Origin of the sequence: Paraconexibacter algicola (assembly GCF_003044185.1) — a bacterium.
Taxonomy (GTDB): domain Bacteria; phylum Actinomycetota; class Thermoleophilia; order Solirubrobacterales; family Solirubrobacteraceae; genus Paraconexibacter; species Paraconexibacter algicola.
The window spans coordinates 377,133-395,615 of record NZ_PYYB01000003.1 but is presented as its reverse complement, the minus strand read 5'-3'; the positions used below and the strand labels follow the sequence as shown (position 1 = coordinate 395,615).

The window sequence follows — 18,483 nt, the reverse complement described above, 5'->3', positions numbered from 1 at the left end:
CGCGGCGTGCGCATCACCGTCCTGTCCGTCGGCCGCCTGCGGCCGCCCTACGCGGACGACGTCGCGCACTACACGAAGCTCCTGGGTCGCTACGCGCGGCTGGACCTCGTCGAGGTCCGCGAGGACGAGCAGGTCGCCCGTCGCATCCCCGAGCGCGCGTTCGTGAGCCTGCTGGCGCTCGGCGGCGAGGAGTTCGACTCCGTCGGCTTCAGCCGCTTCCTCGAGCAGCGCCGGATGAGCGGCCGCGACCTCTGCTTCGTGCTCGGCGGCGCGTTCGGCTCCGACCTCGAGGAGGACGCGCGGGTCGACCACCGCTTCTCGCTCGGGCGGATGACGCTGCCGCACCAGCTCGCGCGGGTCGTGCTGCTCGAGCAGCTCTACCGCGGCCACAAGATCCTCGCGGGCGAGCCCTACCACCACTGAGCGCGCGCGGGGGCCGCCTGCGCGGGCGGGCAGCTAGATTGGGAGAGGCCCATGACCGCGCTCGCCGACCTGCACGCCGCCGTCCGCTCCGCCGCCTCCGCCGTCGCCGACGGCGCCGAGGGCGCGGCGCCCGACAAGGCGAGCCTCGAGCGCCCGAAGCAGGCCGACCACGGCGACTTCGCCACGAACGCCGCGATGGTCCTGACCAAGGCGCTGAAGCGGCCGCCGCGCGACATCGCCGCGGACCTCGCCCAGCGGCTGCAGGACGACCTCGGCGACCACGTCGAGCGGGTCGACATCGCGGGCCCCGGCTTCCTCAACGTCGTGCTGGCCGACGCCTGGTTCACCGCCGCGCTCGCCGGCGTGCTGGCGGCCGGGGACGGCTTCGGGGCCGGGGGCGCCGACCCGGTCCGCGACGTCAACGTCGAGTTCGTGTCGGCCAACCCGACCGGGCCGCTGCACGTCGGCCACACCCGCAACGCCGCGTACGGGGACGCGCTGGCGCGGATCCTTGAGCTGCGCGGCCACCGCGTCTCCCGCGAGTACTACGTCAACGACTACGGCACCCAGGTGGTGAAGTTCGGCGAGTCCGTGCAGGCGCGGGCGCGCGGCGAGGAGGTGCCGCAGGACGGCTACCAGGGCGACTACGTCGCGGAGATCGCCGCCGAGATCCCCGGGGCGGCGGACGCCGACCCGTCCGAGCTCGCGCTCGCCGCGGTCGAGCTGATGCGCTCCCGCGCGGAGGCGTCGCTGCGCCGCTTCGGGGTCGAGATGGACACGTGGTTCAGCGAGCGGTCGCTGCACGAGCCCGCGGGGGACGCCCGCGTCGAGGCGGCGTTCGCGCGCCTGGAGGAGCAGGGCCGCACGTTCCGGCAGGACGGGGCGCTGTGGCTGCGCACGACCGAGTTCGGCGACGACAAGGACCGGGTGCTCGAGCGGTCGACCGGCGAGCACACGTACTTCGCCTCCGACGTCGCCTACTACCTCGACAAGCTCGACCGGGGCTTCGACCTGCTGATCGACGTGTGGGGCGCCGACCACCACGGCTACATGGGCCGGATCCACGCGGTCGTCGACGCGTTCGGCGGCCGCCGCGAGGACTTCGAGCTGCTGATCATGCAGTTCGTCCAGCTGCGCAACGGCGACGACCTCACCGCGATGAGCAAGCGTCGCGGCACCCTCGTCACGCTCGACGACCTCGTCGACGCGATCGGCGTCGACGCGGCGCGCTGGTACCTGCTCGCGCGCTCGCACGACACCCAGGTCGAGCTCGACCTCGCCGCCGCCCGCGAGCAGTCGCGCGAGAACCCCGTGTACTACGTGCAGTACGCGCACGCCCGGATCGCCTCGGTCCTGCGCGAGCAGGGGGAGGAGCGGGTCGCGGCCGCGCTGGCCGCGGTCGGCACGCTCGACGGCGTCGCGCTGCACGCCTCCGAGCGCGATCTCGTGAAGGCGGTGCTCGACTTCCCCGCCGTCGTCGCCGAGGCCGAGGAACGGCGCGCGCCGCACCGGATCGCGACGTACGCGACCGAGCTGGCGCAGCAGTTCTCCGCCTTCTACCGGGACTGCAGCGTCAAGAACGCGGAGCCCGAGGAGCTCCGCTCGTTCCGGATCGCGCTGTGCGTCGCGGCGAAGGCGACGCTCGCCCGGTCGCTCGGGCTGCTCGGCGTCAGCGCGCCGCAGGAGATGTAGCTCAGCGCTTCGGCACGACGAGGTCGCCGACCGCGATCTCGCCGCCGACGACGATGTCGGCGCGCAGGCCGCCACGGTGGACCAGCGCCCGCAGGATGCCCGGGGGACCGAGCCGCTGCAGGTGCGCGCACGGCTCGCAGCGGCGCCGGCCGATGCACTCGGCGGTGCCGAGCAGGAACCGCTCGCCGATCAGGTCGTCGAGCACGATGCCGCTGACCGCGACGTTGCGGCGCGCCTGCACGGGCGTGATCGGCAGGCCGTCGACGCGCGCGACGGCGAGCAGCTCCTCCTCCACGAGCGTGATGTCGCGCCCGTAGCCGGTCCCGCGGGAGAACGTGCCGCGACCCGCCGCGTAGCGGTCGCCCTCCAGACCGCGACCGGGGATCGCCAGCGCGTGGGGCACCTCGACGCACGGCGCCCCCGCGTCCGGGGCGACGACGATCGCGGTGATCGTGCCGGGCTCGGCGGCGCGGCCGCGGCGCTTGACCTCCAGCCGCGGGGCGAGCTGGGCGATCACGTAGCCCTCGAGCAGCTCGTCGGCGGGCCCGTCCTGACGGTCGGGCCGCAGCGGGTCCCAGACGACCCCGGCGGGCGCGGGGTTGCCGAACACGACGACCCAGCGGTGGGCCTCCGGGTCGTGGTCGGGGATCGCGGCGATCCACGGGCCGGCCCACCCGAAGCCCTCCGGGTCGTCGACCGGGACGAGGCCGAGCCCGCGCTCGGCCAGCCAGCCGCGGAGGTAGCCGCTGCCGGGATCGAGCTCGAACGGGTCGATGGCGACGGCCGCGGTGTCGACGTCGAGCACGGTGGCCAGACAGGCCGCGAGCGACGCGGCGGACCGGTCGCTCCAGCCGTCGGGCGGCGGGGCCTGCCTCACAGCGAGTAGATGAAGTCGAGGCCCACGGCCTGCAGCAGGTCCTGCGCCTCGCGGTTCAGCCGGGTCATCTCCCCGGTCAGGATGAGCAGCCCCATGACGATGAGGATCACGCCGCTGACGGCGGTGACGATCAGGTGCCGGTCGCGCAGCCAGCGGAAGACGGTCGTGGCGCGGTCGAACGCGACGGCCGTGATGAGGAACGGCACCGCGAGGCCCAGCGAGTAGAACGCGAGCAGCACGCCGCCCTTGCCGACCGTGTCGGACGTCGACGCCGCCGCGAGGATCGAGGCGAGCGTCGGGCCGATGCACGGCGTCCACGCGACCGCGAACGCGAGGCCGGCGACGACCGGGCCGCCCGCGCCCGCCCGCTGGATCAGCGCTTCGGGCCGCCACTCGGCGTTCAGCCGCGTCACGAACGGCGTGAGCAGGAAGAAGACGCCCATCGCGACGATGGTGCCGCCGGCGAGCCGGTTGAGCAGGTCCTGGTTGTCGCGCAGCGTCGAGCCGATCCCGGTGGCGGTCATGCCGAGCGCGACGAACATGACGGTGAACGACAGGCAGAAGATCACGGCGGGCCAGACGACCTTGCCGATGCCCTGCTCGTGCGTGCGGATGTCGTTCAGCGACACGCCGCTGACCGCCGACAGGTAGCCAGGGACGAGCGGCAGGACGCACGGGCTGATGAACGAGACGAAGCCGACCGCGAACGCGGCGAGCACGGTCGTGTCCGCCTGGGCGGCGAGCGGCAGCAGCGCGCCGGTCATCGGTCGAACGCCGCCAGCTCGGCGTCGAGCCGCGCCCGGTCCTGCGGGGCCAGCTCCGGGCCCGCGTCGGCGCCGGGACCGTCGGCGTCGTCGCGGTTGCGGCGCCAGCGCGGGACCAGGACGGCGACGACGCCCGCGAGCAGCAGGACGACCCCGAGCGGCACGAGGTAGACCGCGAGGTCGAAGCCCTCGCCCTCGGGCAGGGCGAGGACGCGCTTGCCGTACTGCTCGACGAGGCGGTCCTTGATCTGGTCCTTGGTCAGGCCCTGGTCGATGAGGCGCTGGATCTCCTCCTTCTGCGCGTACGCCTGCGGCGACTCGGCGACGTTCAGCACGACGTTGCACGAGGTGCACATCACCTCGTCCTCGACGTCGAAGAGCGTCGTCTTCGGGGTCGCCGCGCCGGCGGTCGCGACCGGGAGCAGGACGAGCAGGGCGAGGAGCGCGAGCAGGCGGCGCACGGTCAGGCCCCCAGCTTCCGCAGCGCCTCGTCGAGGAACGCCTCGCTGACCTGCCCGCGCGAGACCGCGGTCACGCGGCCGGCGGGGTCGAGCACGAACGTCTCGGGCACGCCGGTGCCGCCGAAGCCCTTGTAGAGCTCGGAGTCGACGTCCCGCATGCTCGGGTAGGTGAGGCCGAACTCGCGCTCGAACGCGCGGGCGTCGGCGATCGCGTCGTCGAAGAGGGCACCGAGGACCATGCCCTTTCCTGCGTCGGAGAGCCGCCGATGGATCTTCTCGAGCACCGGCGCCTCGTCCTTGCACGGCTCGCACCAGGACGCCCAGAAGTTCAGGACGACGATCTTGCCGCGCTCGTCGGCGAGGCTGCGCGTGCCGCTGCCGTCGTTGAGCGGCAGCTCGCGGGTGGCCTCGGGGGCGGCGGGACGGTCGCCGCGCGCGACCGCGTCGTCGAGCGTCGTGTCGGTGCCGCCGGCGACGAGCCCGTAGGTCAGGAGCCCGACGAGCAGGGCGGCGACGGCGATGACCAGGGCGGGGACGGCGGGGCGCTTCACGTCTTCCAGGGTAGCTCGCGGCGAGCCCGACCGGCGGCGCACGCTATGCTCCTGGCACTCGCGGGCTTAGCTCATCTGGTAGAGCGTCAGCTTCCCAAGCTGAAGGCGACGGGTTCGAGTCCCGTAGCCCGCTTCCCGGATGGCCGAACGTTCCCTGTGGGTCGACCCGCCGCCGCAGCACCCCGAGCTCGCGCCTCGCGCCCCTCAGCGCCCCGAGCCGGAGCCGCAGCCGCCCGTCCCGCCGGACGATCCGCCCGAGCTGATCCCGGCCCGCACCGCGATCGCCGTCGCGATCGGCCTCGTCGCCGGTGCGACGATCATGGCCATCAGCGGCGACTGGTTCTCCGTCGGGCGGACGGTCAGCTACCTGGCGGCCTGGAGCGGCGCGGTGCTGGGCGCCACGACGCTCGCGCTCGTCGGCGCCTGGATGCTCATGCTCCGCGACGGGCGCGACGCGTCGCCCGCCGTGGGCGTGGCGGCGCTCGTCTGGGCGGGCCAGGTGGCCGCGCTGCTCACCGGACTGGGGGAGGAGGCGCTCGACGTCGGCGCCGGGGCGGCCGCCGCCGCGGCGGGCCTGCCCGCGGCGCTCGCGCTCGCGATCGACGGCCTGACCGCCGGGCGCGTGCAGCGCCCCTCGCGGGCGACGCTCGCCGCCGTCGGCGTGGGGCTCGGCCTCGTCCTCGCGCTCGGCCTCACGCTGCTGCCGCTCGGCGAGCCGCAGCCGCGCGTCATCATCGTGCGCTGAGGCTCAGCGCCGACCGAGGACCTCGACGACGTAGCTGCGACGGACCGCGTCGGGCTGCGTGAGCATCCAGATCGCCTGCCGGTCGCCGCCGCCGGGCTCCCGCCGCAGGACGTCGCGCACGTAGCCCAGGCGCACGTCGTCGGACTGGCCGAGCATCCACGCCATCCGGGTCTCCTCGTCGTCTTCTCGGTCGAGCACGTCGACGACGAAGCTGCGCCGCACGCGGACCGGCTGCTGCAGCATCCACCGCTGGGCGGGGTCGTCCAGCAGGGCGGCGGCGGCGCGCGCGACGAGGTCGGGGGCGAGCATCACCTCGCGCTCGAGGAAGCCGGACATGCCCGCATCCTGACGCAGCGGCTACCGTCCGCGCCATGACCGACCAGGCACAGGACCGCGAGCACGACGTCGTCGTCCTCGGCGCGACCGGATTCGTCGGGCGGCTGACCGCCGCCTACCTGGGGACCGCGGCGCCCGAGGGCACCCGCATCGCGCTCGGCGGACGCTCGCGCGAGAAGCTCGAGCGGACCCGCGCCGAGCTCGGCGGGCGCGCGGCCGACTGGCCGCTGGTCGTCGCCGACTCGCTCTCCGACGCGGACATGGACCGGGTCGCCGCGTCCACGCGCGTGGTCGCCACCACCGTCGGCCCGTACGCGCAGTACGGCCTGCCGCTCGTGCGCGCCTGCGCGCAGCACGGCACCCACTACGCGGACCTCACCGGTGAGGTGCTGTTCATCCGCGACGCGATCGACCTGCACCACGAGGCGGCCCGGGCCTCCGGCGCCCGGATCGTCCACACCTGCGGCTTCGACTCGGTCCCCTCCGACCTCGGGGTCCACGCGCTGCACGTGCACGCCACCCGGCACGGGCTGGGGGGGCTCACCGACACGACCTACGTCGTCAAGGCCGCGAAGGGCGGGGTCAGCGGCGGCACGGTCGCGTCGCTGCGCGGGCAGCTGGACATCGCCAAGGCGGACCGGACCAAGCGCCGGATCATGGTCGACCCGTACGGCCTCAGCCCCGACCGCGAGGCGGAGCCGAGCGACCTCGGTGACGAGCGCGACCCGCAGGGCGTCGTGCGCGACGACGCGCTCGGCGGGTTCCTGGCCCCGTTCTTCATGGGCGTCATCAACACCCGGGTCGTCCGGCGCAGCAACGCGCTGCTCGGCTACGCCTACGGGCGGCGCCTGCGGTACCGCGAGCTGATGCTCGGCGGCGGCCTGCCGCTGGGACCCGTCAAGGCGGGTGCGATCGCGGGCGGCCTGACCGCGCTCGTCGTCGGGCTGTCGCTGCCGCCGACGCGCAAGCTGCTCGACGCGGTCCTGCCGGACCCGGGCGAGGGACCGTCGGAGCAGGACCGCGAGAACGGCTTCTTCGCCATCGACGTGCACACCACCACGAGCGACGGCACGCGGCTGGTCTGCGCGATCCGCGCCCCGGGCGACCCGGGCTACAAGGCCACCGCGGTCATGCTCGGCGAGGCGGCGCTGTCGCTCGCGCTCGACGGCGACGCGCTGCCGCCGGCCGCCGGCGTCCTGACGCCCGCCACCGCGATGGGCACCGCACTCACCGACCGGCTCCGCGCCGCCGGCCACGCCTACGAGGTCCGCGCCGCCTGAGCGGCGCCGGGCCCACGCTCAGACGAGCAGCAGCTCGAGGTCGCGCAGCGTCTCGGGGTCGACCGTCTTGATCCCGTGCACGTCGGCCAGCGGCACCGTCGTGTACGTGCCGCCGCGCAGCGCGACCATGCCGCCGAACTCGCCGCGCAGCGCGCACTCGGCGGCCGCGATCCCGTAGCGGGTGGCGAGGATCCGGTCGGTCGAGGTCGGGATCCCGCCGCGCTGCACGTGCCCGAGCACGACCGCGCGCGTGTCGACCTGCAGCTCCTCCTCGAGCGCGAGCGCCAGCGCCTCCCCGATCCCGCCGAGCCGGCGGAAGTGGTACCGACCCGACCCGCCCTCGTGCAGCACCTGGGCGCCCGGGTCGTCCGCGTCACGGCGCAGCAGCGCGCCCTCCGCCACGACGACGATCGAGAACCGCTTGCCGCGCGCGTGCCGCTTGCGGATGGCCGCCGCGATGTCCGCCACGGTCAGCGACAGCTCCGGGATGAGGATCGCGTCCGCGCCCCCGGCCATCCCGGCGTGCACGGCGATCCAGCCGGCGTCGGCGCCCATCACCTCGAGCACGATGATCCGGTCGTGCGAGGCCGCGGTGGTCCGCAGCCGGTCGATCGCCTCGGTCGCCACGTGCACCGCGGTGTCGAACCCGAAGGTCCAGTCGGTCCCGACGATGTCGTTGTCGATCGTCTTCGGCACCCCGACGACCGGCAGGCCGTGCTCGGTCACGAGCTTGCGGCTGATGTGCATCGTGTGGTCGCCGCCGATCGCGATGATCGCGTCGATGCCCTCGTCGGCCAGCGCCGCACGGCAGCGCTCGACGCCCTCCGGCTCCCGCGTCGGGTCGAACGCGGAGGTGCCGAGCATCGTGCCGCCGCGGGTGAGGAAGCCCGACACCGCGGCCAGCGGCAGCGGCAGGAACGCGCGCTCGGCGAGCCCCTGGTACCCGAGGCGCAGGCCGACCACCTCCCCGCCCGCGTCGTGGAACCGGTGCACGATCGCCCGGATCACCGCGTTGAGGCCGGGGCAGTCGCCCCCGGCGGTCAGGACCGCGACCTTCTTCACCGGGCCAGTGTCCCACCGGGTCCGCCGCCCGCAAACCGCCCGGTGGTCCAGATCGACGGACAGGTAGCGTTGCGGCACCCGCCGAACCCGAGTCTGGAACCCCCGCCATGAAGATCATCTACACCTACACCGACGAGGCGCCCGCGCTCGCGACGCACTCGCTGCTCCCGATCATCGAGGCCTACGCCGGCGCCGCCGGCATCGACGTCGAGACGCGCGACATCTCGCTGTCCGGCCGGATCCTCGCCCAGTTCCCCGAGCTGCTCGGCGACGACGCGGTCGCCGACGCGCTGACCGAGCTCGGCGAGCTCGCCAAGACGCCCGAGGCGAACATCATCAAGCTGCCGAACATCAGCGCCTCCGTGCCGCAGCTCAAGGGCGCGATCAAGGAGCTCCAGGGCAAGGGCCTGCCGCTCCCCGACTACCCCGAGAACCCGTCGACCGACGAGGAGCGCGACGTCCGCGCCCGCTACGACAAGGTCAAGGGCAGCGCCGTCAACCCGGTGCTGCGCGAGGGCAACTCCGACCGTCGCGCGCCCGCCTCGGTGAAGGCGTACGCGAAGGCGCACCCGCACTCGATGGGCGCCTGGTCGCCGGACTCGGCCTCGCACGTGGCGACGATGGGCGCCGACGACTTCCGCTCCACCGAGCAGTCCGTGACCATCGAGCAGGCCGGCGCGGTGCGCATCGAGCACGTCGCCGCCGACGGCACCGTCACCGTCCTGAAGGACCGCACCGACGTGCAGGCCGGCGAGGTCCTCGACTCCTCGGTCATGCGCGTCGGGCCGCTGCAGGCGTTCCTCGCCGCCCAGATCGAGGCGGCGAAGGAGGAGGGCGTCCTCTTCTCGCTGCACATGAAGGCGACGATGATGAAGGTCTCCGACCCGATCATCTTCGGCCACGCTGTCCGCGCGTTCTTCCCCGACGTCTACGCGCAGTTCCCCGACGAGAGCCCGAACGACGGCCTCGCCTCGCTCGTCTCCGACAAGCCGCAGGCGCAGGCGCTCGTCGACGCCCGCCTCGCGCAGGGCCCCGGGATCGCGATGGTCGACTCCGACCGCGGGATCACGAACCTGCACGTCCCGTCAGACGTGATCATCGACGCGTCGATGCCCGCCGCGATCCGCACGAGCGGCCAGATGTGGAACGCGGCCGGCGAGCAGCAGGACACGAAGTACGTGATCCCGGACAGCTCGTACGCCGCCCTCTACGCGGCGACGATCGACCACTGCAAGAAGCACGGCGCGTTCGACCCGTCCACGATGGGCACGACGCCGAACGTCGGCCTGATGGCGCAGAAGGCGGAGGAGTACGGCTCGCACGACAAGACGTTCGAGGTGCAGGCAGACGGCCAGATCCGCGTCGTCGACGAGGCGGGCACGACCCTGATGTCCCACGACGTCGAGGCCGGCGACATCTGGCGCGCGTGCCAGACGAAGGACGCGCCGATCCAGGACTGGGTCCAGCTCGCGGTCTCGCGCGCCCGCGCGACCGGCGCCCCCGCGGTCTTCTGGCTCGACGAGACCCGCGCGCACGACGCCGAGCTGCTGAAGAAGGTCCGTCCGGCGCTCGAGCAGCTCGACACCGACGGCCTGCAGATCGAGATCCTGAACGTCGAGGACGCCACGAAGTTCACGCTCGAGCGCGCGAGCGCGGGGCAGGACACGATCTCCGTCACCGGCAACGTCCTGCGCGACTACCTGACCGACCTGTTCCCGATCCTCGAGCTCGGCACGAGCGCGAAGATGCTCTCGATCGTCCCGCTGATGAACGGCGGCGGCCTGTTCGAGACCGGGGCCGGCGGTTCCGCGCCCAAGCACGTGCAGCAGTTCGCGAAGGAGAACCACCTGCGCTGGGACTCGCTGGGCGAGTTCCTCGCGCTGGCGGTGTCGCTCGAGATGCTCGCCGAGAAGACCGACAACCCCAAGGCGCAGGTGCTGGCGGACACGCTCGACCGCGCCACGGGCACGTTCCTCAACGAGAACCGCTCGCCGTCGCGCCGCGTCGGGGAGCTCGACAACCGCGGCAGCCACTTCTACCTCGCGCTCTACTGGGCGCAGGAGCTGGCCGGCCAGGACGCCGACGCCGACCTCGCCGCCGCGTTCGCACCGCTGGCGGAGAAGCTCGCCGCCGCCGAGGGCGCGATCGTCGACGAGCTCAACGCGGTGCAGGGCGAGCCGGCCGACGTCGGCGGCTACTTCCGCCCCGACGTCGCGAAGGCCGACGCCGCGATGCGACCCAGCGCGACGTTCAACGAGGCGCTCGCCTCGCTCTAGGCGGTCGCGCCGCAGGCCCGGACCCGGCGCGTGAGCGTCGTGGTCCGGCCGTCGCGCAGCGTCACCCGCACCGTCACCGCGGTGCGGGCGCCGCGGCGCAGCGCCGCGCGGCGCACCCGCAGGCGCACCGGGGGGCGCGTGTCGCGGGCGACGCGTCGCCCGCCGACCCGGGCGTCGGCGGCGACCACGTCCGTCCCGTCGACCGTCAGCAGCACGTCGCGGCGCGCGCAGCGCCGTCCGCGCGCGTCCCGACCGGCGGTGAACGCCGTGCGCACGCGGACCGCGGCCCGCGCCCGGCCTGCGACGACGGTGCGCACCGAGGCGCCCACGAGGTCGACGAGGTCGCCCAGGGCGATGTTGACGTCGGTGATGTGCAGGCCCCAGGTCGCGTCCGGGAACGGGTTCAGCGCCCGCGCGGACCCGACCGGGCCGAGGTCCAGGACGTGCGCGCGACCGAGCCGCTCGCAGCGCGCCGTGTAGCGCTCCGCCGGGCGGACCCAGGCGGTGTCGGCGGTGGGTGGCGTCCCGCCGTAGGTGCCGGCCAGGCCGAGCCCGAGGACCCCCGGGTACGGCTCGGTCCGCGCCAGCGAGGTCGTGACCCGGCGCTCGTTGGCGCCCAGGGACGCCGGGTTCGTGCACAGCACCTCGAAGTCGTCCCCGACGGGGAAGCCGGACCGGAAGTCGTCGGTCCGCGGCACGATCCCGAACCGCGCGTCGTCCGGCGGCGTGTCGTCGAAGGTCGAGTAGGCGATCACGCACGACGCCTGCCCGACGGTGGTGCAGCCGGGGATCTGCTGGAAGTCCCCGCCGCGCACGTCGCCGCGGCGGACCGTCACGTTCTGGCCGAGCAGCACCGCCGAAGCGAGCCGCGCGCGCAGCGCGGGGGAGGGGTCGACCTCCTCGCGGACGAGCTTGCGCAGCATCCGGGTCCCCTGCGAGTGCGACAGCAGGACGATCGGGCGCGTGCCGTCGGTCCGCGCGAGGAACGCGCGCCACGCCTCCAGCACGTCACCGTAGGCGAGCGCGAAGCCGGCGCGACGCGCCTCCACCGACCCGGTGAGGATCGACGCGAGCGTCAGCTGCCGGTAGATCGGGGCGAAGACCCGGCACTCGCGCGAGAACCGCGAAGCCTGGTAGCTCGCGATCGCGACGAGCTCCGGATCGCGCGCCTTGTCGGCGGTGGTCCCGAGCTGCTGGCTGACCGTCGGATAGACGTAGAAGCAGTCCGCCGCCGGGGCCGCGGGCAGCGGCTCGTCGGTGACGCGGCTGGTCCCGTCGGCCTCCTGCACGGTGGTGCGCAGCGTGTCCCGGCACGGGTCGTCGGCGGCGGCCGCGATCGGGTCGCACAGCCAGACCACCTCCGCGGAGGCGGGCGGCGCCCCGCCGCACGCCGCGATCACGGCGGCCCCCAGCAGCGCCACGAGCATCGTCGTCCCTCGACCCATGGGCCGAGCCTGCCAGAGATCAGGCGCGCGCGTTCGCGGTCGCCTTCACGCAGCGGTCCACGAACGTCAGCTTGTCGATGACCGCGGCGGTGATGACGAACGGGTACAGGTCGCTGCGGCCCATCGAGCGGTTGATCGCGTTCATCGCGATGGTGAACGGGATCCAGGCGTCCAGCGTCGAGCGGAAGCCCCACTGGCTGGCCTCGCCCGGCTGGGACATCGGCATCTGCAGCCCGTAGGCGGCGGCCGTCTGCATCGACGCGCTGATGTGCAGGTAGTGGGCCCACGTCTCGGCCCAGTCCTCCCACGGGTGCATCGTGGCGTAGGCGCTCACGTGCTCGCGCGACCAGTCGGCGGGCGGGCCCTGGGCGTAGTGGCGCTCGAGCGCCGCGCCGTAGTCCTCGCGCTCGTCGCCGAACAGGTCGCGGCACTGCTCCAGCAGCTCCGGGAACGGCTCGACGACGATCGGCCAGTAGTAGTGGCCGATCTCGTGCCGGAAGTGGCCGAGCACGGTGCGGTACGGCTCGTCCATCTGCTCGCGTCGCGCGACGCGGTCGGCGTCGTCGGCTTCCGCCAGGTCGAGCGTGATGACGCCGTCGGCGTGGCCGGTGGTCACCGGCTGCTCCTCGCTGGAGAGCAGGTCGAAGACGAGCCCGTTCTCGCGCTCGTCGGCGCCCTCGACCGGCAGCCCGAGCTCGCCGAGCTCGAACAGCAGCCGGCGCTTGGCCGACTCGGCGACCGCGAACTCCTCGAGCCCCTCGCCGTCCCCGTCCCCGGGCCGGGTGCGCGTGAGCGTGCAGCTCGGGCACAGCGCCCCGGGCTCGCGCACGAGCCAGTTGCACTGCGCGACGGTCGCGTTCGCGCACGGGTGCCAGCCCTCGTCGGCGCCGTAGCCGCGCGGCAGCGTCACGATCTCGCGCGCGTCCGGGTCGAAGCCGAGGAACGAGCCGCAGCGGACGCACTGGGTGTTCTCGAAGAACACGAGCTGGTGGCAGACGGAGCAGGTGAAGACGCGCACGGACAGGCCATCATGCCCGGTCCGCCGCCGCCGCAACCGCCCGGCCGCCAGGACGTCCGTCCTGCCTCAAGTCGGACGGGTGCCGGTCGATCCCCCGGGCGTGAGCATCCAGGACCTCGACGTGCACAACGCCCCCGCACCGGGCTTCGACGAGACCCTCGACGAGCTGCAGCACCGCCTGCGCAGCCTCGACGAGCACTGCCTCACGAGCCTCGAACAGGGGCTCGGGGCGATGGTGGCCGGCGACTTCACCGTCACCGCCGCGCCCGTGACGGAGCCGATCCACACGCACTCCGACAACCCGCAGATCCGCGGCCTGATCGACCTCTTCAACGCGATGCTCGCCCGGTCGCAGGCGACGCTCGTCGCCTACGAGCAGCTGCGCCAGGACCTCGCCGAGGCCCTGGGCGACCTGTCCTGCCTGCCCGAGCTGTACGTCCGCCTGTCGAGCCTCGAGGAGCACTGCCTCACCGACCTCGACGAGGGGCTCCAGGCGATGGTCGACGGCGACCTGACCCGCGCGGCGGCGCCGGTCACGCGCCCGCTGATCCCCGAGCCCGACCAGCGGCTGGGCCAGCTCGGCGAGCTGTTCAACCTGATGCTCGCGCGCTCGCGCACGGCGCTGCACTCCTACGACACGATGCGCGAGGAGCTGCGCGTCGCCCTCGGCGACCGGTCGTGTCTCGACGAGCTGCGCGCCAGCCTCGCGAGCCTGCACCGGCACTGCCTGCGGGACCTCGACGAGGGGCTCGAGGCGGTCGCGACCGGCACGAGCCTCACGCGCCGCGCCGTCCCCGCGACGAAGCCGCTGGAGCCCGCGGAGGGCGGGGACCTCGGGGAGCTCGGTGAGGTCTTCAACCGGATGCTCGCGCGCACCCAGTCGTCGCTGGCGCACTACGACGAGCTGCGCCGCACGGCCTTCACCGGCCTGCGCGCCCCGATGCCCGACCGGGGCTAGCGCGTGCGCGTCGTCGACGAGGAGGTCGAGGCCTTCGCGGCCCTGCTCGGCGCGGGCGACCGCCGCGGAGCGATCCAGCGCGCCGTCGAGCTCGTGCAGGACGGGGGGAGCCTGGGGGACTTCGTCTTCGGGATGCTCGCGCCCGCGCACGTGCTCGTGTGCGAGCGCGCGGCCCGGCAGCGCCGCCTGACCCCGGCGTTCCAGCAGATGGCCACGGACATCGCCGACACGGTCCTCGGGGTCGCGGCGGGCAACGCGCGGCCCGAGGCCGAGCGCAGCCGGCTCGTCGTCTGCGTCACCGAGCGCGAGCACCAGAACCTTCCGGCCCGGATCCTCTGCGAGCTGCTGCGCGCCGAGGGGCACCGCGTCGCGTTCCTCGGCCGTCCGTCGCACACCGCGGGGGTCACGAAGGTCCTCGAGCAGCTCGAGGCGGACGCGCTGCTCGTCTCGTGCTCGCTGCCGATGAACCTCCCGTGCGTCCCGCAGCTCGCCTCCGCCGCGCACGCCATCGGCGTGCCGGTGATCGCGGGCGGCAACGGCTTCGGGGTCGACGAGACCCGCGGCCTGCGGCTCGGCGCGGACGCCTGGGCGCCGCGGATCGCCGACGTCGCCCTGGCCGTCGAGCGCTTCCGCGCGGGGCGACCGGCGCTGCAGGCCGTCGAGGCGGAGATCGCCCAGCAGCAGGAGCTGACCGCGATCCGGCGCGCGCTGACCGAGGAGCTCGCCGATCGCGTCGAGTACCAGTGCGGGCACATGCTCCCGCGCGGTCCCCGGTCGCGCTCGGCGCTGCGCTCGGACCTGCACAACCTGCTGGTGTTCCTCGAGTCCGCGGTCCTCTGCGACGCGCGGATCCTCGCCGACTACGCCGACTGGCTCGTCGGGCGCGCGGCCGAGCAGCACACCCATCCGCGGCTGGTGCCGGCGATGCTCGGGGCGCTCGAGGACCGGCTCATCTTCGACCTGCCCGCGGTCGGCGAGCCGCTGCAGGCCGCGCGCGCCCAGACGGCGATGGCCGCCTGACGAGCCGCGGCCGGCGGGTCAGATCCCGCCGCCCTCGGCGAAGAAGAAGAACCAGATCCCCATCAGCAGCAGCGCGAGCCCGACCGACAGGACCATCACGACGTCGAGGATCGTGCGCGGGTGGCCGGCGTCGCGCTCGCCGCGCATCGACCGGTGCCACGGCAGGACGACCTTGACCTCGGGCGTCGTGTGCGTGACCTCGCCGTAGATGCGGTTGAGCTGCCCCAGGAGCTTGCCGACGATCACCATCGACGCGGGGATCCCGAACAGGAGCAGCACGTAGGGGCCCATCGTCGGCTGCGAGCTCTCGACGGACTTCGAGACCGCGTAGATCCAGAGGAAGGGGACGCCGAGCCACATCATCACGCTGCCCACCGCCATCAGGGCGATGAGCAGGATCGCGGCCACCTTCGTCCCGGGGGAGCCGGCTCCGAGCATGGCCCGAATATTACGGCTCCGTAGCTCTGCGGGGAACTACCAGGCGAGGTCGCCCGCGCAGTGCGGGCAGCGGACCGTCGTGGTGACGGGCGCGTCGAAGACGAACCCGCAGCCGCAGTGGTACAGCGCGGTGTCCTGCGGACCGCCCGCGCGGCGCATGCGGCGCTCCGCGGCGAGCGCGGGATCGTCCGGGACGAGGCGCAGCCGGCGCTCCGGCCGCGGCGCGGGAGCCGCCTGCTCGTCGTGGTGGTGGTCGTGTCGTGTCTGGCGGTGGAGTCTCATGGCTCTTCCTGAAGGACGCTTCGCAGGCCCGAAGGTTTCCCTCTGCATCGTCTCGTGCGGGGAGGTCTTGAGCGGGTTTCCGGTCCGGTGGACGGATCCCCGTGGACCCCGGTGACGCGCCGGGACCGCGTCGGCGACGCGCCGGGACGGGGTCGTCCGGGCCGCCGGTCCTGCATAATCGGGGACGTATGGATCCCGCCCGCAAGCGCCAGATCCGGCTCACGACCGCTCTCACGTGTGCCGTCCTCCTCGCCGGCGCCCTGATCTACACGAGCTTCAGCGCCTCGAGCGAGGCCGTGACGCCGAGCAAGCTGCTCGCCTCCGCGCAGGCCGGCCAGAGCTACCAGCTGACCGGCAAGGTCGTCGACGGCTCGGTGGAGAAGCGCCGCGACGGCATGACCTTCCGCGTGCGCGAGCGCACCGGCACGACCTCGGTGCCGATCGACTACACCGGCGCCGTCCCGGACCCGTTCCGTGACGGACGCGAGATCATCATCACCGTTCGCAAGGGCGAGAACGGCATGTTCGTCGGCGAGCGCGACTCGCTCGTCACGAAGTGCCCGTCGAAGTTCACGAACGAGAAGAAGTCCTCGGACGGCAAGGCGCCGCCCGAGGGCTACACCTACTAGGCGCTCGGAGGCCCGATCGTGGCGACCGTCGGCTCAGCCGCCCTCATCATCGCGCTGGCCGTCAGCGTGTACGGCGTCGCCGTCTCGCTCTACGGGGCGAAGACCCGCCGGCGGGACCTCGTCGACTCCGGTCGCAACGCGGCGTACGCGCTCGCCGCGCTGACGACGCTGGCGTTCGTGATCCTCGAGGTCGCGTTCCTGCGCAGCGACTTCACGTTCAAGACGGTCGCCGAGCACTCCTCGACGACCACGCCGACGTTCTACAAGGCGTCGGCCTCGTGGTCCTCGCAGGAGGGCTCGCTGCTGCTGTGGCTGTTCCTGCTGTCGCTGTGGACCGCCGCGATCCTCTACGCCACGCGGCGCCGGATGCGCGACGTCGCCCCCTACGCGACCGCGATCCTGCTGGGCCTCGGCGCCTTCTTCGCCGGGCTGCTCGTGTTCGCGGCGTCGCCGTTCCAGACGCTCGGCGTCGCTCCGTCGGAGGGCGCGGGCCTCAACCCGCTGCTGCGCCACCCGAGCATGATGATCCACCCGCCGATGCTCTACGCGGGGTACACGCTCTTCGCGGTGCCGTTCGCGTTCGCCGCCGGCGCGCTGATCACGCGGCGCGTCGACGCGGAGTGGATCGGCGTCACCCGCCGGTTCTCGCTCGCCGCCTGGTTCTTCCTCGGCGTCGGCATCCTGCTCGGCGCGCGCTGGTCTTACCAGGAGCTCGGCTGGGGCGGCTACTGGGCCTGGGACCCGGTCGAGAACGCGTCGCTGCTGCCGTGGCTGACCGGCACCGCGTTCCTGCACTCCGTGATGATCCAGGAGAAGCGCGGGATGCTGAAGATCTGGAACGCCTCGCTGGTGCTCGCCACCGGCGTGCTGTGCATCCTCGGCACCTTCCTCGTGCGCTCGGGCATCCTCGACTCGATCCACGCGTTCGGCGCCTCGACGCTCGGCGTCCCGTTCGTCATCCTCATCGGCCTGCTGATCGCGGGCTCCGTCGCCCTCGTCATCAGCCGGCGCGAGCTGCTGCGCAGCGAGCACAAGCTCGACTCGGTGTTCTCGCGCGAGTCCGTGTTCCTGGCGAACAACGTGATCCTCGTGGGCGTCGCGTTCGTCGTCTTCTGGGGCACGTTCTTCCCGCTCATCTCCGAGGCCGTCACCGGCACCAAGAGCGCGGTCGGCCCGCCGTGGTTCGACCGGTACACGGTGCCGCTCGTCGTGATGCTCGTGTTCCTCAGCGGCATCGGCCCGGTGATCGCGTGGCGCCGTCAGACGCGGGCGACCGCGCGCAAGAGCTTCCTCTGGCCGACCGTCGCGATGGTCGGCACGCTCGTCGTGCTCGTGCCGTTCGGGGTCCTGGACCGCCCGTGGGCGTGGCTGACCTTCGGGGCCGGCGCGCTCGTCGCCGGGACCGTCGTGCAGGAGTTCGTCCGCGGCACGCGCGCCCGGCGCGCGATGAGCCGCGAGTCGGTGCCGGTCGCGATGGTCTCGCTCGTGCGCCGCAACCGGCGCCGCTACGGCGGCTACATCGTGCACCTCGGCATGGCGGTGCTGTTCGTCGGCGTCGCGGCGAGCAGCGCGTTCGAGAAGGCGCAGGACTCGCGGCTGGACGTCGGCCAGACCGTGACGGTCGACGGGTACCAGATCACCTACGCCTCGGCGACGGCGCGGATCGACCAGCGCGCCGGGCGCATCGAGCGGATCGTCTTCGGCGCGAACCTGCGGGTGCGCAAGGACGGCAAGGACCTCGGCACGCTGCATCCCGAGCGGGGCTTCTACCCGCCGGTCGACCGCGCGTTCCAGATGAACCCGATCGCGAGCTTCTTCGAGGGCGAGGCGACGAGCGAGATCGCCATGGACGCCGGCCTCCAGCGCGACCTGTGGACCGCCGTGTCCCCGGACGTCGCCGCGCTGCAGGGCCGCATCGAGGCGCTCGACGAGGGCTTCACCAAGGGCATCCAGCAGGCGGGCGACCAGCTCGCCCCCGGCCAGATCGGCGCGCTGATCGGCCAGGCGCTCAACAGCATCCTGCGCAGCTACACCGACGATCCGCCGCCCGCGACGTTCCGCGTGCTGTCCAGCCCGATGGTCTCGTGGATCTGGCTCGGTGGCATCGTCGTGTTCTTCGGCGCGATCGTCGCGCTGTGGCCGCCGCCGGGCGGGGCGACCAAGCGCGCGGACGCGCGGCTGCTCGCCCGCGTCTCGCAGGAGCTCGGCCGGGCCTGAGCGGCGGTC

General features: G+C 73.4%; 19 protein-coding genes and 1 tRNA gene. 10 read left to right on the top strand and 10 right to left on the bottom strand.

Features of this window, described 5'->3' with window-relative positions; all coding sequences use genetic code 11:
- Positions 1–6: 6 nt before the first annotated feature.
- Together C7Y72_RS18940 and argS are read left to right on the top strand one after the other, a co-directional pair.
- Positions 7–423, top strand: a complete 417-nt coding sequence (locus C7Y72_RS18940; protein ID WP_107570750.1) for a 23S rRNA (pseudouridine(1915)-N(3))-methyltransferase RlmH — start codon at positions 7–9, stop codon at positions 421–423.
- 51 nt (positions 424–474) lie between these two features.
- A complete protein-coding gene (argS, locus tag C7Y72_RS18935; protein WP_107570749.1) occupies positions 475–2,115 on the top strand; it encodes an arginine--tRNA ligase in 1,641 nt (546 codons plus the stop codon).
- A gap of 1 nt (position 2,116) precedes the next feature.
- On the opposite strand, the gene C7Y72_RS18930 is transcribed toward argS, so the two are convergent.
- Genes C7Y72_RS18930 through C7Y72_RS18915 form a run of 4 tightly spaced genes read right to left on the bottom strand, consistent with a single transcriptional unit; the run spans position 2,117 to position 4,768 of the window.
- Positions 2,117–2,992 carry an MOSC domain-containing protein gene (locus C7Y72_RS18930; RefSeq protein WP_107570748.1) on the bottom strand — a complete coding sequence of 292 codons (876 nt, stop codon included), beginning with the start codon at positions 2,990–2,992 and terminating at the stop codon, positions 2,117–2,119.
- Positions 2,989–3,756 carry a cytochrome c biogenesis CcdA family protein gene (locus C7Y72_RS18925; protein ID WP_107570747.1) on the bottom strand — a complete coding sequence of 256 codons (768 nt, stop codon included), beginning with the start codon at positions 3,754–3,756 and terminating at the stop codon, positions 2,989–2,991. The genes C7Y72_RS18930 and C7Y72_RS18925 overlap by 4 nt, the downstream gene beginning before the upstream one ends.
- Entirely contained in the window at positions 3,753–4,217 is a 465-nt protein-coding gene (locus C7Y72_RS18920; RefSeq protein ID WP_107570746.1) for a cytochrome c-type biogenesis protein, read from the bottom strand. The genes C7Y72_RS18925 and C7Y72_RS18920 overlap by 4 nt, the downstream gene beginning before the upstream one ends.
- A 2-nt stretch (positions 4,218–4,219) precedes the next feature.
- A complete protein-coding gene (locus tag C7Y72_RS18915; protein WP_158276938.1) occupies positions 4,220–4,768 on the bottom strand; it encodes a TlpA family protein disulfide reductase in 549 nt (182 codons plus the stop codon).
- A 60-nt stretch (positions 4,769–4,828) separates the two neighbouring features.
- On the opposite strand from C7Y72_RS18915, the gene C7Y72_RS18910 reads away from it, so the two are divergent.
- Together C7Y72_RS18910 and C7Y72_RS18905 are read left to right on the top strand one after the other, a co-directional pair.
- Positions 4,829–4,901 (top strand) — tRNA-Gly (locus C7Y72_RS18910).
- Between the two features lie 6 nt (positions 4,902–4,907).
- Complete coding sequence (locus C7Y72_RS18905) at positions 4,908–5,513, top strand: hypothetical protein (protein WP_107570744.1); 606 nt, start codon at positions 4,908–4,910, stop codon at positions 5,511–5,513.
- Between the two features lie 3 nt (positions 5,514–5,516).
- Here C7Y72_RS18905 and C7Y72_RS18900 read toward each other — a convergent pair whose 3' ends face one another.
- On the bottom strand, positions 5,517–5,849 hold the full coding sequence (locus C7Y72_RS18900; protein ID WP_107570743.1) for a hypothetical protein: 333 nt from the start codon (positions 5,847–5,849) through the stop codon (positions 5,517–5,519).
- A gap of 35 nt (positions 5,850–5,884) precedes the next feature.
- Here C7Y72_RS18900 and C7Y72_RS18895 point away from each other — a divergent pair, with 35 nt between their 5' ends.
- The gene (locus tag C7Y72_RS18895) at positions 5,885–7,129 is read left to right on the top strand and encodes a saccharopine dehydrogenase family protein (protein WP_107570742.1); all 1,245 of its coding nucleotides are present in this window, start codon (positions 5,885–5,887) and stop codon (positions 7,127–7,129) included.
- An 18-nt stretch (positions 7,130–7,147) separates the two neighbouring features.
- Here C7Y72_RS18895 and C7Y72_RS18890 read toward each other — a convergent pair whose 3' ends face one another.
- Complete coding sequence (locus C7Y72_RS18890; RefSeq protein ID WP_107570741.1) at positions 7,148–8,191, bottom strand: 6-phosphofructokinase; 1,044 nt, start codon at positions 8,189–8,191, stop codon at positions 7,148–7,150.
- Between the two features lie 107 nt (positions 8,192–8,298).
- On the opposite strand from C7Y72_RS18890, the gene C7Y72_RS18885 reads away from it, so the two are divergent.
- Positions 8,299–10,467 carry an NADP-dependent isocitrate dehydrogenase gene (locus tag C7Y72_RS18885; protein WP_107570740.1) on the top strand — a complete coding sequence of 723 codons (2,169 nt, stop codon included), beginning with the start codon at positions 8,299–8,301 and terminating at the stop codon, positions 10,465–10,467.
- Here the strand turns inward: C7Y72_RS18885 and C7Y72_RS18880 are convergent.
- Both C7Y72_RS18880 and C7Y72_RS18875 read right to left on the bottom strand, forming a co-directional pair.
- Positions 10,464–11,912 carry a DUF3089 domain-containing protein gene (locus C7Y72_RS18880; RefSeq protein WP_107570739.1) on the bottom strand — a complete coding sequence of 483 codons (1,449 nt, stop codon included), beginning with the start codon at positions 11,910–11,912 and terminating at the stop codon, positions 10,464–10,466. The genes C7Y72_RS18885 and C7Y72_RS18880 overlap by 4 nt on opposite strands.
- A 19-nt stretch (positions 11,913–11,931) precedes the next feature.
- Positions 11,932–12,930, bottom strand: coding sequence for a zinc-binding metallopeptidase family protein (locus C7Y72_RS18875; RefSeq protein ID WP_107570738.1), 999 nt, complete (start codon positions 12,928–12,930; stop codon positions 11,932–11,934).
- A 100-nt stretch (positions 12,931–13,030) separates the two neighbouring features.
- On the opposite strand from C7Y72_RS18875, the gene C7Y72_RS18870 reads away from it, so the two are divergent.
- Positions 13,031–13,888, top strand: coding sequence for a hypothetical protein (locus tag C7Y72_RS18870; RefSeq protein ID WP_107570737.1), 858 nt, complete (start codon positions 13,031–13,033; stop codon positions 13,886–13,888).
- 3 nt (positions 13,889–13,891) lie between these two features.
- Positions 13,892–14,908, top strand: a complete 1,017-nt coding sequence (locus tag C7Y72_RS18865; RefSeq protein ID WP_107570736.1) for a cobalamin B12-binding domain-containing protein — start codon at positions 13,892–13,894, stop codon at positions 14,906–14,908.
- Between the two features lie 18 nt (positions 14,909–14,926).
- On the opposite strand, the gene C7Y72_RS18860 is transcribed toward C7Y72_RS18865, so the two are convergent.
- Positions 14,927–15,346: a hypothetical protein gene (locus C7Y72_RS18860; protein ID WP_107570735.1), complete on the bottom strand. Its 420-nt coding sequence runs from the start codon at positions 15,344–15,346 to the stop codon at positions 14,927–14,929.
- A 36-nt stretch (positions 15,347–15,382) separates the two neighbouring features.
- Positions 15,383–15,628, bottom strand: coding sequence for a hypothetical protein (locus C7Y72_RS18855; RefSeq protein ID WP_107570734.1), 246 nt, complete (start codon positions 15,626–15,628; stop codon positions 15,383–15,385).
- A 188-nt stretch (positions 15,629–15,816) separates the two neighbouring features.
- Here C7Y72_RS18855 and C7Y72_RS18850 point away from each other — a divergent pair, with 188 nt between their 5' ends.
- Positions 15,817–16,257, top strand: coding sequence for a cytochrome c maturation protein CcmE (locus C7Y72_RS18850; protein WP_107570733.1), 441 nt, complete (start codon positions 15,817–15,819; stop codon positions 16,255–16,257).
- Between the two features lie 18 nt (positions 16,258–16,275).
- Positions 16,276–18,474 carry a heme lyase CcmF/NrfE family subunit gene (locus tag C7Y72_RS18845; RefSeq protein ID WP_107570732.1) on the top strand — a complete coding sequence of 733 codons (2,199 nt, stop codon included), beginning with the start codon at positions 16,276–16,278 and terminating at the stop codon, positions 18,472–18,474.
- Positions 18,475–18,483 lie beyond the last annotated feature (9 nt).

Excerpts from the sequence above, each read along its gene's own strand:
- C7Y72_RS18885 (WP_107570740.1), top strand. The coding sequence starts at position 8,299 with ATGAAGATCATCTACACCTACACCGACGAGGCGCCCGCGCTCGCGACG.
- argS (WP_107570749.1), top strand. The coding sequence starts at position 475 with ATGACCGCGCTCGCCGACCTGCACGCCGCCGTCCGCTCCGCCGCCTCC.
- C7Y72_RS18850 (WP_107570733.1), top strand. The coding sequence starts at position 15,817 with ATGGATCCCGCCCGCAAGCGCCAGATCCGGCTCACGACCGCTCTCACG.
- C7Y72_RS18880 (WP_107570739.1), bottom strand. The coding sequence starts at position 11,912 with ATGGGTCGAGGGACGACGATGCTCGTGGCGCTGCTGGGGGCCGCCGTG.
- C7Y72_RS18925 (WP_107570747.1), bottom strand. The coding sequence starts at position 3,756 with ATGACCGGCGCGCTGCTGCCGCTCGCCGCCCAGGCGGACACGACCGTG.
- C7Y72_RS18905 (WP_107570744.1), top strand. The coding sequence starts at position 4,908 with ATGGCCGAACGTTCCCTGTGGGTCGACCCGCCGCCGCAGCACCCCGAG.
- C7Y72_RS18860 (WP_107570735.1), bottom strand. The coding sequence starts at position 15,346 with ATGCTCGGAGCCGGCTCCCCCGGGACGAAGGTGGCCGCGATCCTGCTC.
- C7Y72_RS18900 (WP_107570743.1), bottom strand. The coding sequence starts at position 5,849 with ATGTCCGGCTTCCTCGAGCGCGAGGTGATGCTCGCCCCCGACCTCGTC.
- C7Y72_RS18855 (WP_107570734.1), bottom strand. The coding sequence starts at position 15,628 with ATGAGACTCCACCGCCAGACACGACACGACCACCACCACGACGAGCAG.
- C7Y72_RS18895 (WP_107570742.1), top strand. The coding sequence starts at position 5,885 with ATGACCGACCAGGCACAGGACCGCGAGCACGACGTCGTCGTCCTCGGC.